The organism is Micromonospora sp. NPDC004551, assembly GCF_040609975.1.
In the GTDB taxonomy this organism is placed as follows: domain Bacteria; phylum Actinomycetota; class Actinomycetes; order Mycobacteriales; family Micromonosporaceae; genus Micromonospora.
The window spans coordinates 115,682-129,420 of record NZ_JBEXLM010000015.1; the positions used below are offsets into that span (position 1 = coordinate 115,682).

The 13,739-nt window shown below is 73.7% G+C and carries 11 protein-coding genes; 6 read left to right on the plus strand and 5 right to left on the minus strand.

Features of this window, described 5'->3' with window-relative positions; genetic code table 11:
- Positions 1-6 precede the first annotated feature (6 nt).
- The 4 genes from ABZW14_RS19345 to ABZW14_RS19360 all read right to left on the minus strand — a co-directional run bounded on the left by ABZW14_RS19345 (position 7) and on the right by ABZW14_RS19360 (position 5,310).
- A complete protein-coding gene (locus ABZW14_RS19345) occupies positions 7-3,201 on the minus strand; it encodes a hypothetical protein (RefSeq protein WP_355347989.1) in 3,195 nt (1,064 codons plus the stop codon).
- A gap of 65 nt (positions 3,202-3,266) precedes the next feature.
- Positions 3,267-3,575, minus strand: a complete 309-nt coding sequence (locus tag ABZW14_RS19350; RefSeq protein ID WP_355347992.1) for a cupin — start codon at positions 3,573-3,575, stop codon at positions 3,267-3,269.
- Positions 3,572-4,522: an LLM class F420-dependent oxidoreductase gene (locus ABZW14_RS19355; RefSeq protein WP_355347995.1), complete on the minus strand. Its 951-nt coding sequence runs from the start codon at positions 4,520-4,522 to the stop codon at positions 3,572-3,574. Before ABZW14_RS19355 ends, ABZW14_RS19350 begins: the two co-directional genes overlap by 4 nt.
- Before the next feature lie 2 nt (positions 4,523-4,524).
- Positions 4,525-5,310, minus strand: a complete 786-nt coding sequence (locus ABZW14_RS19360) for an ABC transporter ATP-binding protein (RefSeq protein WP_355347998.1) — start codon at positions 5,308-5,310, stop codon at positions 4,525-4,527.
- A gap of 287 nt (positions 5,311-5,597) precedes the next feature.
- On the opposite strand from ABZW14_RS19360, the gene ABZW14_RS19365 reads away from it, so the two are divergent.
- On the plus strand, positions 5,598-6,629 hold the full coding sequence (locus ABZW14_RS19365) for an ABC transporter substrate-binding protein (RefSeq protein ID WP_355348001.1): 1,032 nt from the start codon (positions 5,598-5,600) through the stop codon (positions 6,627-6,629).
- 110 nt (positions 6,630-6,739) lie between these two features.
- Entirely contained in the window at positions 6,740-7,570 is an 831-nt protein-coding gene (locus ABZW14_RS19370; RefSeq protein ID WP_355348124.1) for an ABC transporter permease, read from the plus strand.
- Between the two features lie 50 nt (positions 7,571-7,620).
- Here ABZW14_RS19370 and ABZW14_RS19375 read toward each other — a convergent pair whose 3' ends face one another.
- The gene (locus tag ABZW14_RS19375; protein ID WP_355348004.1) at positions 7,621-8,802 is read right to left on the minus strand and encodes an ABC transporter substrate-binding protein; all 1,182 of its coding nucleotides are present in this window, start codon (positions 8,800-8,802) and stop codon (positions 7,621-7,623) included.
- Positions 8,803-9,250: 448 nt separating this feature from the next.
- Here ABZW14_RS19375 and ABZW14_RS19380 point away from each other — a divergent pair, with 448 nt between their 5' ends.
- The 4 genes from ABZW14_RS19380 (at position 9,251) to ABZW14_RS19395 (ending at position 13,722) form a co-directional block, all read left to right on the plus strand.
- Positions 9,251-12,292, plus strand: a complete 3,042-nt coding sequence (locus ABZW14_RS19380) for a sensor histidine kinase (RefSeq protein WP_355348007.1) — start codon at positions 9,251-9,253, stop codon at positions 12,290-12,292.
- Positions 12,289-12,696: a roadblock/LC7 domain-containing protein gene (locus tag ABZW14_RS19385; protein WP_091262735.1), complete on the plus strand. Its 408-nt coding sequence runs from the start codon at positions 12,289-12,291 to the stop codon at positions 12,694-12,696. Before ABZW14_RS19380 ends, ABZW14_RS19385 begins: the two co-directional genes overlap by 4 nt.
- 65 nt (positions 12,697-12,761) lie before the next feature.
- Complete coding sequence (locus ABZW14_RS19390) at positions 12,762-13,124, plus strand: DUF742 domain-containing protein (protein ID WP_091262733.1); 363 nt, start codon at positions 12,762-12,764, stop codon at positions 13,122-13,124.
- Positions 13,105-13,722, plus strand: coding sequence for an ATP/GTP-binding protein (locus ABZW14_RS19395; RefSeq protein WP_151463698.1), 618 nt, complete (start codon positions 13,105-13,107; stop codon positions 13,720-13,722). The genes ABZW14_RS19390 and ABZW14_RS19395 overlap by 20 nt, the downstream gene beginning before the upstream one ends.
- The last annotated feature ends 17 nt before the right edge of the window (positions 13,723-13,739 follow it).

A 13,739-nucleotide genomic window follows, 5' to 3' on the forward strand; every position in this document is an offset into this window, starting at 1 on the left:
CAGGGCTCAGTCGCGGTGGTGCCGGCCGGTACGCAGCGACCGGGCGTCGTCCGCGTCGTCGTCGGAGGCGAGGCCGGCGACCCAGTCGACGTACTCCTCGTCCTTCGCGGCGAGCGGCTCGGACTCGCGGTCGACCTCACCCGGCTCGCCGCCCTTGCCCCGGTTGCGCCGGAACAGGCCGCGCCGGGCCTTCGACTTCCCGCCGGTCGCCTCGGGGGTCGGGTCGGCCCCGGACCGGTCGGCGTGCCGGCCGGGTTCGCTGCCGGCCACCTCGGCTGCCGGACCGTCCCAGAGGATCGGACGGGTGGCCTCCCGGGCCCGATCGGTGCCGCCGGTGGACTCCTGGAGCCGCCCGATGGGTGCGGTGGTCTCCGGGGCGCGGCCGGTGCTGCTGATGGCCCCCGGGGTGCGGTCGGTGCTGCCGTTGCTCTCCGGGGTGCGGCCGGTGGCCGGCGGGTCGGCGGGGCGGGCGTTGGCGAGGGCGTCCCAGCCGGTGCTCCGGCCCAGGTCGGGCAGGGCCCGGTGCCGGGGACGCGGGGCCGGATCGGGCCGGGTGGTGCCGGCGGTGCCGGTGCCGCCGGGAGCCCCGGGGGTGGCGGTGCCGTCGGGGGTGCCGTCCCGGCCGGCGGCCGGGGCACCAGGTGCGGCCGGCTCGGTGCCGCGCGGCGCGACGGGCCAGTTCGCGGCGGGGGCGACCGGCCAGGCCGGCCGGACGTTGCCGGGGGTCGCGTCCTCGAACATCGGGATGCGCGGCCGGGGCGACGTCGGGGGCGAGGGTAGCTCGGCGGGCGCCGGCTCCGGGTCGAAGAAGAAGTTCCGCCGCTCGCCGGCGCCCGGCCTGCTGCCGCCGCCCGGAACGGCCCCGGCCGGCGCCTGCGGCGCGTCCGTGGACCCTGCCTCACGGGCCGGATCCGCGCTGGTCGACGCCGTCCCGGCGGCGGCGGTCTCCGGGGCGGCCGGCGTGGTGCCGGCCCGCTCGGAGATGCGGTCCGGCGTGGTGTCGGCCGGCGCGAAGGTGCGATCGGCTGTGGTGTCGGCCCGCTGGGAGGTGCGGTCGGCCGTGGTGCCGTTCCGTTCGGAGATGCGGTCCGTCGTGGTGCCGGCTTTCTCGGAGGTGCCGCCAGGGGTGCTCTCGGCCGGCTCGGAGGCGCGGTCCCGCTTGCTTGCGGTCCGGTCGCTGGTCCGGTCCGGGGTGGTGGTTGCCGGCCCGGCCGTGGTGTCCGGTGTGGTCGCGGTCGGCCCGGCGGTGCTGTCCGACGTGGTGGTGGTCGGCTCGGTGGCAGCGCGGTCCGGGGTGGTCCGGCTGGTGCGCGGCTTGCGGGTGCGCTTGGCGCGGCCGGTCCCCGCCGGAGCGGATGCGCCGGCGGCCTCCGCGGCCGGGGTGCCCGCGACGGTGGCGTCGTCCACGGAGGGGGTCGTCGGTGCGGCGTCATCGGCGGAGCGGGGCGCGGGCGTCGTGGCCCGGCTGCGCTTGGATCGCGTCGTCCGCGTCGGGGTCGCCTCCGTCCCAGACTCGGTGGTGGAGGCTGCGGCCACCTCGCGTTCGGCCGCGGACACCGGGGCCGCACCGTCCGGCAGGTCGGCCGCCGGGTTCGGCGACACGGACGGCGCTCCGGTCCGGCCAGGTGTCCTCGTGGCCTCGGCGTGCGCTGCGGTGGGGTGCGCCGGCTCCGCCGTCGGAGCGGGACGCGTTGCCGGCTCGGCCGGCGGTGTCGGGCGGCCGGCGGCGAGCACGTCGATGGCGGAGGTCCGCCGGCCCGGAGGCGGCGACCCGGGGAGCTGGCCGAGGCTGGTGTCGTCGGCCGACCGGTCCCGGCGCGCCACGTCCGGACCCTGGTCCGGGGCGGATGCCGGTTCGTGATTGTCCGACGCCAGCTCGTGGGCCACGCCCGGCGTCATCTCGGCCGGCGCGGGCCGAACCTCCGGCTCCGCGGCCAGGTGCCGCGCCGTGGCCTCGCCCCCCACGGAACCCGGCTGGGCAGCCGGCCGGTCGGCATCGCGCGCGTCCGGGACCGGGCCGGTCATGGCGCCGGCGACGGTGGGGGCCGCCTCGACGACCGGCGGCACGTCGCGCGGGCCCGACCCGTACGCAGGGGTCGGTTCGTCCCGGTCGGCCGGCTGCGCGGCGGCGGGGCGATCGATGGACCGGCGGGTGAGCCCGGCCGGCACGGGCGCCGGGGTGACCCCGCCGGCCGCCGGCCAGTCCCAGTGCGCGGGGCTCGGCGCCCCCGCGGCGCGCGTGGTCACCGGGTCGGCGGGAGCCCTGTCGGCTGCGTCGTGGACCTCGGGCGACGGCGGCAGCGGCTGGAGGATGTCGGTCGGTTCGATGGCGTCGGGCCGGTCGGCCGTGGTCACCGGCCGGGGCAGCACCGTGGTGGCGGTCGAGCCGAGCGCTCCGGCGGCGACCGCGATCAGCGCGCCGTAGTAGGGCGCGAGCTGGTAGCGGTCGGCCGCGGTGCCGGGCCCGGCGGTCAGGTAGGCGAACGCCAGCAGGACCGGGCCGGCCGCCCCGGCCGCGCCGCCGACCAGCGGCAGGTGGCCGGCCCGGCGAGCCAGCGCGCCGACCGCCGCGCCGGCCAGCAGGGCCAGCGTGGGCAGCAGCAGCATGGCCAGGCGCTGGGCCGCGGCCGGGTCCAGCCAGGACGGTTCGAGGACGCCGAGGCGTACGGTCGGCAGGGTGCCGCTGGAGGCGACCGACGGCGCGACCGAGACCAGGGCGAGCAGCCAGACGGCCGTCGCGGTGAGCACGATGTTCCACCCGAACGGCGGCTTGAGCAGCACGGCGATCGCCGTGCCCGCTCCGACCACGGCGCCGAGGATGGCGCAGATGCCGACCGCCCACACCGGGTCGACGGTGCCGCCCAGCTCCGCGGCCCGGGCCGGCTGCATGGAGAGCGGGGCGACCACGATCGCGCCCAGTCCGCTGAGGCCGGCGATGGAGAGCACCTCGGTGGTGCCGGCCGGGGAGGCGCCCCGGCGGGTGAGTCGGTCGGTGAGGACGGCCCCGGCGACCGTGGCGACCGCGGCGAACCAGCCGACCCAGGCGAGCTGGGCGGGCCACCGGTTGACCGAGTCGTCGACGAACGCGCCGTCGAGGCGTACGACGCCGAAGCCGTACGCGATGCCGAGCTGGCCGGCCCCGGCCAGCACGCTCACCCCGAGCGCCGTGAGCAGCAGCCTGCCCCACGTCCGAAAGGCCATGTCGGGCACGTTACGGGCCGGTGCGGCCGGCCGCTACTTACTCGCCGAGGTTGGTGTCGGCCTGGTTACTTCAGTTCGACCAGCCGGGCCAGGTACGTGGTGTCACCGACGTTGGTCAGCATGTGCACGGCACCGGGGTCGCGGTAGACCACCCCGCCGGTGGGCTCGTCGGCGTCGATGGTCGTGCCGTCGATCGTCTGCACCACGTTCTTCGCGCCCTCGATCGCCACCACCAGGTACGGGTGGTCGTGCCGGTGCAGTGGCTGCCGCTCGCCCGGCTCCAGGCGGATGTGCCAGACGCGTACCTTGTCGTTCTCGAACACGATCTCCTGGCCCACCGGGCCGAGTTCGAGGTCGGCGGAGAGTTCGGTCATCGTGGTCCGTCCAGTTGGGGGAGCACCTCGGCGGCGATGAGCTCCACGTGGTCGAGGTCGTCGAAGTCGATCAGCCGCAGGTGGACCCGGGTGGCTCCGATCGCGGCGAACTCGCCGAGCCGGTCGACGAGCTGGGCGGGGGAGCCGACCACCGGGTCCTCCGGCGGGAGCGCGCTCTTGACGTGCAGCGGCGCGGCCCGGCGCTGCGCGTCCGCGTCGGTACGCCCGATCGCCACCACGATCCCGGCGGAGAGCACGAGCGGCGCGCGCCCGGAATCGGTGCGCCCGGTCCGGTCGCACGCCTCGCGGACCCGCTCGTAGGCGGCGGCCGTCTCGGCGACGGTCTTGAACGGCATGTTGAACTCGTCGGCGTACCGGGCGGCGAGCTCCGGAGTGCGCTTCGGGCCCCGGCCGCCGACGATGACCGGCGGGCCGGGCTGCTGCACCGGCTTGGGCAGCGCGGGCGCGTCGACGAGCCGGTAGTGGTCCCCGGTGAAGCTGTAGGTCTCGCCGAGTGGGGTGCGCCACAGCCCGGTGACGATCTCCAGCTGCTCGGCCAGCCGGTCGAACCGCTCGGTCACCGCCGGGAACGGGATGCCGTAGGCGGTGTGCTCGCGCTCGAACCAGCCGGCGCCGATGCCCAGCTCGACCCGGCCCCCGCTCATCTGGTCGACCTGGGCGACCATCACGGCCAGCGGCCCGGGCAGCCGGAAGGTGGCGGAGGTGACCAGGGTGCCGAGCCGGATCCGGGAGGTCTCCCGGGCCAGCGCGGCGAGCGTCAGCCAGGCGTCGGTGGGGCCGGGCAGCGCGGGCTCGTCGCCCATCGCGCGGTAGTGGTCGGCCCGGAAGAAGCCCTCGAAGCCGGTCTCCTCGACCAGCCGGGCGAACCGGAGCTGGTCGTCGTAGCTCGCCCCGCGGTGCGGCTCGGTGAAGACGGACACCCGCATGGTCAGCGACCTCCCGCCACGACGCCGCCGGTGGCGTCGCGCTCCATCAGCAGTTCGTGCAGCTCGGCGCTGATCCGGGCCACCTCGGCCAGGTGCGCGTGGCGGCCCAGGGTGCGGGGCCGCGGCACGGCCACCTCGACCACCTCGCGGATCCGGCCGGGGCGCGGGCTGAGCACGACGACCCGGTCGGCGAGCAGCACCGCCTCGTCGATCGAGTGGGTGACGAAGACGATGGTCGCCTTCGTCTCCATGTGCACCCGCTGGAGCTCGCCGGAGAGCTCCTCCCGGGTGAGCGCGTCGAGCGCGGAGAAGGGCTCGTCCATGAGCATCACCCGGGGCTCGCCGATCAGCGACCGGCAGAGCGAGACCCGCTGCTGCATGCCGCCGGAGAGCTCGTGCGGGAGACGCTTCTCGAAGCCGCCCAGCCCGGCCATCTCCAGCAGCTCGCGGGCCCGGTCGCGGTGCTTGGCCCGGCTCCAGCCGAAGATCTCCACGGGCAGCAGGACGTTGTCCAGCACCGTGCGCCAGGGCAGCAGCGCGGGCCGCTGGAACAGCATGGCAATGTCCCGGCGGGGCTTCGTGATCGGCGTGCCGGCCACGGTGATCTCGCCGTCGGTGACCGGGAGCAGGCCGGCGATCATGCGGAGCAGGGTGGACTTGCCGCACCCGGAGCGGCCGAGGACGGCGACGAACTCGCCCTCCGCGACGTCGAGGTCGATGCCGCGCAGCGCCTCGACGCGGCCCGAACGGCCGTCGAAGGTGCGCGACACCCCGGACAGTCGGATCATCTCCCGCCGGCTCCCTTCCAAGGTCGCGATCGCGAGCCGGGCTAGCGTAGCGGGCCGGGCTCCCTATAGCACCATCCAGGGTGGACGTCAGTCTCCTTTCCGTCAGGCAACTTCGTTTCCGTTCCGCAACCCGGACGCCCACTCGCCGTCATCGGCCTTCTCGTACGCTGTTGCGCGCGAAGAGTCCCCTCACGACGGTCCCGTCGGCTGCCCCCTCCTGCCGACACCGTCGGACCCACGACCCGACCGGGCGAACATGTCCTGGTCGGAAAGGACATGGTGCACTGATGAGAAGGCTGACCCGTACGGTCGCCGCCGCGGCGCTGGCCACCGCCCTCGCCCTCGTCGGCGGTTGCAGCAGCGACTCGGACAAGTCGGACGACGCCAAGACCGGCAACGGTGCGGCACTGGAGAAGGTGACCTACCTCACCTCGTTCGGCAACTTCGGCCGTGACTCCTACGCCTGGGTGGCGAAGGAGAAGGGCTTCTTCAAGGAGGCCGGCTTCGACGTCGACATCAAGCCCGGGCAGGGCACCGGTTCGGTCATCCAGACCATCACCGGCGGCCAGGCCGACTTCGGCCCGATCGACCTGACCGGCGGCATCCTCCAGCTCGGCAACGGCCAGGCCAAGGACTTCGTCGCGGTGGCGGCGATCCAGCAGCGCACCATGGCCGCCATCGTGTCCGTCGAGGGCAAGAACATCGCCACCCCGAAGGACCTCGAGGGCAAGAAGCTCGCGGACACCCCCACCTCCGTCGTGCGCAACCTCTTCCCGACGTACGCCCGGCTGGCCGGCATCGACGCCAGCAAGGTGACCTGGGTCAACGGTGAGGCGCAGGGCCTCATCGGCATGCTCGGCTCCGGCGCGGTCGACGGCATCGGCCAGTTCGTGGTCGGCCAGCCCACCGTCGAGGCGGTGGCCAAGAAGAAGCCCGTCCTGCTGCCCTACAGCAACGTGATGCAGGACCTCTACGGCAACGCGCTGATCACCTCCACCAAGATCGCCAAGGAGAAGCCGGAGATGGTCAAGCGCTTCACCGCAGCGCTGCTCAAGGGCCTCGAATACTCGCTGGCCCACCCGGACGAGGCGGGCGAGATCCTGAAGAAGAACGTGCCGGCAGCCAACCCGGCCGCGTCCTCCGCCGAGCTCCAGCTGATGGCCGCGTACGTCCGCTCCAGCAACTCCGGCACCGCGATCGGCACGCTGGACAGCGGCCGGGTCGCCAAGAGCATCGCGCTGCTCCAGGGTGCGGGTGCGCTCAAGCAGAACCTCACCCCCGACCAGATCATCGATTTCAACCTCGCGCCGAAGGCCTGACCGGCCGGCTCGGGCAACGGGGGTGCGGCCCGCCGGGACACCCGGTGGGGCGCACCCCCTTCGCGTGCCGGTCGTCGTGCCGGCCGAGAGAGGAGGACACGTTGACGCAGTTGACCGGGACCCGGGCCGAGGCGCCGGCGCCGGCGGAGCCCACCGCCGCCCCGCGCCGGCTCCCCGTACGCCCGGCGGCGGTGGGCCTGCCGGCGCTCGGACTCGTCATCGCGGTGGCCGTCTGGTGGCTGGTCACGTCGGGCCTGCACCTGGTCCACCCGGCCGCGCTGCCGCCGCCGCAGGCGGTGTGGCGCTCGCTGGTCGGCACCACCGAGGTGCTGCTGCCGGCGCTGGGCATCACCACCTGGATGACCCTGCTCGGCTTCCTGCTCTCGACGCTCGCCGGGGTGCTCATCGGGATGGCGCTGGCCGCGTCCAGCCGGGTGGAGCGGATGTTCGCCCCGCTGCTGGTGGCGGTCAACGCGGTGCCGAAGATCGCCTTCGGTCCGCTGCTGGTGGTCGCCGTGGGCTGGGGCCAGAAGCCCATCCTGACCATGGTGTTCCTGCTCTGCTTCTTCCCGATCGTGCTGTCCACGGCGACCGGGCTGACCACCACCCCCGCGGACCTGGCCGAGCTGGGCCGCTCGCTGAACGCGTCCTGGTGGCAGGCGTTCCGGAAGGTGCGCCTCCCGGCCGCGCTGCCGCAGATCTTCGTGGGGCTGAAGGTGGCCATGCCGCTGGCCGCCATCGGTGCGGTGATCGGGGAGTTCTATTCGGACCGGCCGGGGCTGGGCTTCCAGATCCTCCAGTACAACGGCGTGGGTGACACCGCGACGGCGTGGGCGGCCATCGTGCTGGTGGCGGTGATGAGCATCCTGCTCTACTCGGCCCTCAGCCTGGTCGAGCGCCTCGCCCTGCCGTGGGTGCGGGCCACCACCTCCGCCCGCTGACCCCGTCGCCCCGGCCGGAAGCGGGCGCTTCCGGCCGGGGCCCACGGCGGCTAGCCCGCCAGGCGCCAGCGCCCGCCTCGGGCGACGAGCGTGGTCAGCGCCTGCGGCATGAGGCCGGAGTGGTTGTCCGGGGTCATCCGGATCGGCCCGGAGAGGCCGTCGAGCTGTGCGGTCTCCAGGACCTCGCGCAGGGCGCCCCGGTCGACCCGGCCCGGCTCGCCGCCGGCCCGCAGTTCGGCGTCGGCGATGAGCTGCACGGCGTCCGCGGCGAACGAGGAGTAGCCGTTGTAGCCGCCGAACCGGGCGGTGTATTCCTGGAACCACTGCCGCCGGGCGGCCTTGGCCGGGGTGGTGGCGATGACGTCGTCGATCACCATGGTCTGGGTGAAGATCAGCGTGGCCTGCTCGGTGGACCGGGCGGAGGCGCCCAGGAAGAGGTCACCGGCCGCCGAGGCGTCGAAGAAGAGGGGTTTCGTGTAGCGGCTCTGCCGGGCGGTGGAGGCCGCCAGCGCCGCCTGCTCGGGCGGGGTCCAGACGATCAGCGCGTCGGGCTTCTTGGCGACCAGGCTGTCGATCTGGGTGCTGACCTCGGTGTCGGTGGTCCGCACCGATTCCGCGCGGGACAGCTTGATGCCGGCCTTGGTGAACTCGCCGTTCAACGCGGCGAGCCCCTCCTTGCCGTACTTGTCGTCGCTGTGCAGGACGGCCACCTTGCGGATGTTGCGCCGGGTCAGCTCGCTGGTGAGTGCGGCGGCGCTGTCGGCCGCATTCGGCGCCAGCTTGAAGACATAGCGGCGATCGGCGACCGGTTCGGTGACCTCCCCGGAGGAGGCGAGCGCGATGGTGGGAATGCGCTTCTCGCCGATGGTGCGGACGGCACCGATCGCACATTCGTTGCAGCCGCCCATGATGATGGCGCTCACCGACGAGTCACCGCTGAAATCGTTGATGTTCCGCAACGATTCGGCGGCGTCGGAGCGGTTGTCCTTCACCTTCAGTTCGATCTTCCGGCCACCGAGTGCGCCGGAGGAGTTCAACTGCTCGACCTTCAGTTCCAGGGCCCGCTGGTACACCTTGCCGATCGACGCGGAGGCGCCGGACAGTTCGAGGTCCGCCGCGATCACGATCGGGCTGGTGTCCTGCGGCTCCTCGCCGATCCCGCAGCCGGTGAGCGTGGCGGCCAGCATGGCCGATGCGAGCACCGCGATGCTCGCGGAGCGGATGGGGCTCAACTCAGTCCTCCAGGTGCGGCGCGGGCCGAACGCCCGATCACCGCCGCTTGTCCGTCCTCAGTGGAGGTACGGGATTCGTGTGCCGTACGGTGTGCGCGAAGCCTGCAAAACCTTGCCAATGCCGGGCCCTGTGGTCAAGCGCGGATGTCGGGAGCGGTTTCGGGACAGCTGTCCCACATGTTGGGGACACGGAACGTTAACCAACAATTACTGCGCAGATACGTCCGGCCACTCTGGAGTTACATGCCCTGTTCAGAGGGCTGGAGAAAAGAAGGTATTAGGTGATCGGATCACGGGTTGCGTCGGCCCCGACCGTTTCCTGCCTCACTGCCGCTTCCCAAACGCGATCTCGTCTGATGAAATTCCGGCCGTGCCGCGCGTGGCGCTGGCCGCTGCACCAGGCACGGGTGGGCGGGTCAAGCGTGGAAGAAACGACGGAGGCGATGTCGTGAGCACCGGACCTACGACCCTGCCCGAGAGCCCCGACGCCGATCAGCGGAACCGGCGACGGCGACTGCCTCGGCTGCGTGACGCGCGGATCCGTTCCAAGCTTGCGCTCATTCTCGTCGTTCCGGTGGCGGCTGTCATCGCACTGGCAACAATCCGACTCGTCTCGGTCGGCGAGGGCGCGTACGAGGCCAACCGGATGCGGTCGCTGACCGCGCTGTCGATCGACGTCTCGGCGCTCACCCAGGACCTGCACAAGGAGCGGATGGCCGCGGCCTCCTTCCTGGCCGCGCCGAACCAGAAGCCGGACGCCTACAACCTGCGGGTCCGCAGCACCGACGAGCGCATCGCGGCCTACCGGGACGAGCAGCGGCGGCTGGGCGACGTCCCGGCCTCGGTGCGCGACCGCCTCGACGTGATCGACGACCACCTGGAGACGCTCAACGGCACCCGCCAGGAGGTGCTGGACCGGCAGCAGATGCCCGTCTCCGAGGCGAGCCTGCGCTACGGCATCATCCTCGACGACCTCGTCGCGTACGGCGACACGCTGGCCCAGCAGCCGGGCGCGGAGGGTCTCGCCGACGCCCGTCGTGCGGTGGCCGCCTTCGCCCACGCCAAGGCGGAGGTCGCCGAGGAGGAGGCGGTCGCCTACACCGCGCTCTCCACCGGCCGGATCGACGAGGAGCAGTTCTCGTCCTTCGTGGCCACCCTGACCGGCCAGCAGGAGGCCCTGCTGTCCTTCTCCCGGGCAGCCGAGCCGGCCCAGCGGTCCCTGGTGGACCGCACCGTCTCCGGTGACGCCGTGCAGCTCGGCGACCGGGTCGCCAACGACATCTCCCGCTCGGTCGGGCAGGCCCCGCTGGTCACCCGGGACGAGGCCGCCGCGGCCGTCGGCGCGGTCGGCGACCTGATGCGGTGGGCCGAGATCCAGCTCCAGAACCAGCTGCTCGCCGACGTCGACGCGGTGCGCGCCGACGTCATCCGGCAGGCCGTCGTGGAGAGCCTGCTCGTGCTGCTCACCCTGGCCATCGCGGTGACGCTGGCCGTGGTGCTGGCCCGCTCGCTCAACGACTCGCTGCGCCGGCTGCGCGAGGGCGCGCTGGCGGTGGCGAACCACGACCTGCCCGACGCGGTGAGCCGGCTCCAGAACGTCAACGCCATCGGCGACGGCGGTGTGGACGAGATCGTCCAGCAGGTCCGGGACCCGATCAAGCTGACCAACCGCGACGAGGTCGGCCAGGTGGCGTCGGCCTTCAACGTGGTCCACCGGGAGGCGGTCCGGGTGGCGGCCGAGCAGGCCGCACTGCGCACCAGCGTCTCGGCGATGTTCCTCAACCTGGCCCGCCGTTCGCAGAGCCTGGTCGACCGGATGATCGGCGAGCTGGACGCGATCGAGCGCGGCGAGGAGGACCCGAAGCGGCTGGCCCAGCTCTTCGAGCTGGACCACCTGGCCACCCGGATGCGCCGCAACGACGAGAACCTGCTGGTGCTGGCCGGGGCCGACTCGGCCGTGCCGCGCCGAGACGACGCGCTCCTCGTCGACGTGCTGCGGGCCGCACAGTCCGAGGTGGAGCTCTACAACCGGATCGAGTTCGGCACCGTCGACACCGACATCTCGGTCGCCGCGCACGCCGTCAACGACGTGGTCCGCCTGGTCGCCGAGCTGCTCGACAACGCCACCCGGTTCTCGCCGCCGAACACCATCGTGGTGGCCGACGGCCGCCGGATCCGCGACTACGTGCTGATCCAGGTCGAGGACCGCGGCCTCGGGCTCAGCGACGAACAGCTCGACTCGCTGAACCGCCGGCTGGCGGCCCCGCCCACGGTCGATGTGGCCGCGTTCCGGCTCATGGGCCTGGCCGTGGTCAGCCGGCTCGCCTCCCGCTACGGGATCCGCGTCGAGCTGCGTCGCAACGTCGAGGGTGGCACGGTCGCCCAGGTCACCCTGCCGAACGCCACCGTGGTGCTGCCGGCGAACCGGGGCCAGGCCCCGCTGACCCGCCCGCGCCAGCCGCTCGCCGTCGAGCAGGCTCCGCTCAGCCAGGTCGGCGCCGCCGACGCGCTGGCCGGCGCCGGCCGGGCCGGCACGGCCACCCTGGCCGACCAGTGGCGCAGCACCGCCACCCCGCCGCCCGCCCGCTGGCAGGCGCCCGCCGAGGCCCGTGACACCGCCCCGCCCGTGCAGTTCGGCGGCGCGACCGGCGCGCTGCCCACCGTGCCGGCGCCCGCGGCGGTCCCCTCGGCGCCGCCCGTCTCCGCCGCCCCTGCCCCGGTGTCCGGCGCCGGTTGGTCGACGGGTGGGCCGACCCACGCGCACCCCACCCTCGATCCGCTGCCCCACCGGACCCCGGGTGGTGAGGCGGCGAGCGCCGCTCCGGCCCCGGTGGCGCCGCCGGCCTACCAGCCGGTCGCCCCGGCGGTCGAGCCCGCACCGGCGGCCCCCGTGGTGGCCCGGCCGGCCCGGCGGGCCGAGGCGCCGATCTTCCGGGAGATGGAGGCGGTCTGGTTCCGCTCGCACGGCGACGACGAGACCACCATCTTCACCCGCCCCCAGTTCGACGACGAGCCGGCGCAGCCCGCCGCCACGGCGCAGCCCGCGGCGCAGCCCGTCGCCCAGTCGCCGCTCCCGCCGCTGCCGACCCGCACCCCGGGCGCCCAGGCGGCGGGGCTGACCACGCCACCGCCGTACACCCCGCCGGTGGTTCCGTCCGCGCCGCCCGCCGCGGCCGTACCCCCGCCGGCCCCGACGCCGCCGGCGATCGACCCGGAGGCCTGGCGCACGGCGGCCGACGAGGGATGGTCGCGGGCCAGCCGGGCCGCGGAGCCCAGCAACGCCGGCACCACCCGTTCCGGCCTGCCCAAGCGGGTGCCGCAGGCCCAGCTCGTGCCCGGCGGCATCGAGCCGAAGGGCAGCCGGGCCAGCGCCCGGCGCACCCCGGACGAAGTACGCGGCCTGCTGTCGGCCTACCACCGCGGTGTGCAGCGGGGTCGGACGGCCGGCGCGGATCTGAACAGCACCTCGACCAAGGAGACGAACCGATGAACAGGCCAGCGGCCATGCAGGACATGGGTTGGCTGCTCACCAACTTCGCCGACAGCGTGGCGGGCATCGCCCACGTGGTGGCGGTGTCCGCGGACGGGCTGCTGCTCGCCTCCTCCCGCGATCTACCGGGGGACCGGGCCGACCAGCTCGCCGCGATCACCTCCGGTGTGGTGAGCCTGACCGAGGGTGCCGCCCGGATGTTCAGCGCCGGCGGGGTGCTCCAGACCGTCATCGAGATGGACAGCGGCTACCTCTTCCTCATGTCGATCAGCGACGGCTCGTCGATGGCCGTGCTGGCCGCGCGGAGCTGCGACGTCGGCCAGGTGGGCTACGAGATGGCGCTGCTGGTGGAACGGGTCGGCCAGGCGCTGGTGCCGCTGCCGAGGGACGCCGTCCGGCCCTGACCGGCAGTCCGTGACCAGGTGATCCGGAGCCCGCCGGGCTCCGTACGAGGGGAGGTGATCGCGAGATGGAACCACGACGGGACCCGCGTGGCGCGCTGGTGCGGCCCTACGCGGTCACCCGTGGCCGCACCGAGCCGTTGCAGAACATCGCGCTCGAGGCGGTGCTGTCGTGCACGCCCACCCAGTCGGCCGAGGCGCGGTTCGCCGGCCACGACAAGTACCGCATCGCCTCGGTCTGTGAGGGCCGGGCACAGTCGCTGGCGGAGATCGCCGCTTACACCCGGATGCCGCTGGGCGTCACCCGGGTGCTGGTCGCCGACATGGTGGCCGAGGGCCTGCTGACGCTACACACTGCCGCTCCCGCGACGGGGTTCGCGGCGCGGATGAACCTGCTTGGAAGGGTGCTAAGTGGACTTCGCGAACTATGACCCCGCCGGGGCGAACCGCAGCCGGGAGATCATCTCCGCGAAGATCGTCATCGCGGGCGGCTTCGGCGTGGGCAAGACCACCCTGGTCGGCGCGATCTCCGAGATCCAGCCGCTGACCACCGAGGCGCTCATGACGGCGGCCGGTGTCGGCATCGACGACCCGTCGAAGGTGCCCGGCAAGGAGACCACCACGGTCGCCATGGACTTCGGCCGGATCACCATGGCCGAGGACCTGATCCTCTATCTCTTCGGCACGCCGGGCCAGACCCGCTTCTGGTTCATGTGGGACGAGATCATCCGCGGTGCGGTGGGCGCGGCCGTCCTGGTGGACACCCGCCGGATCACCGACGCCTTCGCGCCGCTGGACTACTTCGAGAACCGCAACCTGCCGTACGTGGTGGCGCTGAACCGGTTCGACGACGCGCCGCAGTACGAGCTGGAGGAGGTCCGCGAGGCGCTGGCGATCTCGCCGGACGTGCCGCTGGTGATGTGCGACGCCCGGCGGCGCGAGTCGGTCAAGCAGGTGCTGGTGACCGTGGTCGAGCACGCCATGCTCCGGCTCCAGGCCGAGCACGGCTTCGCGGCCCCGGTCGGCTGAACCCTCCGCCCGGCGGC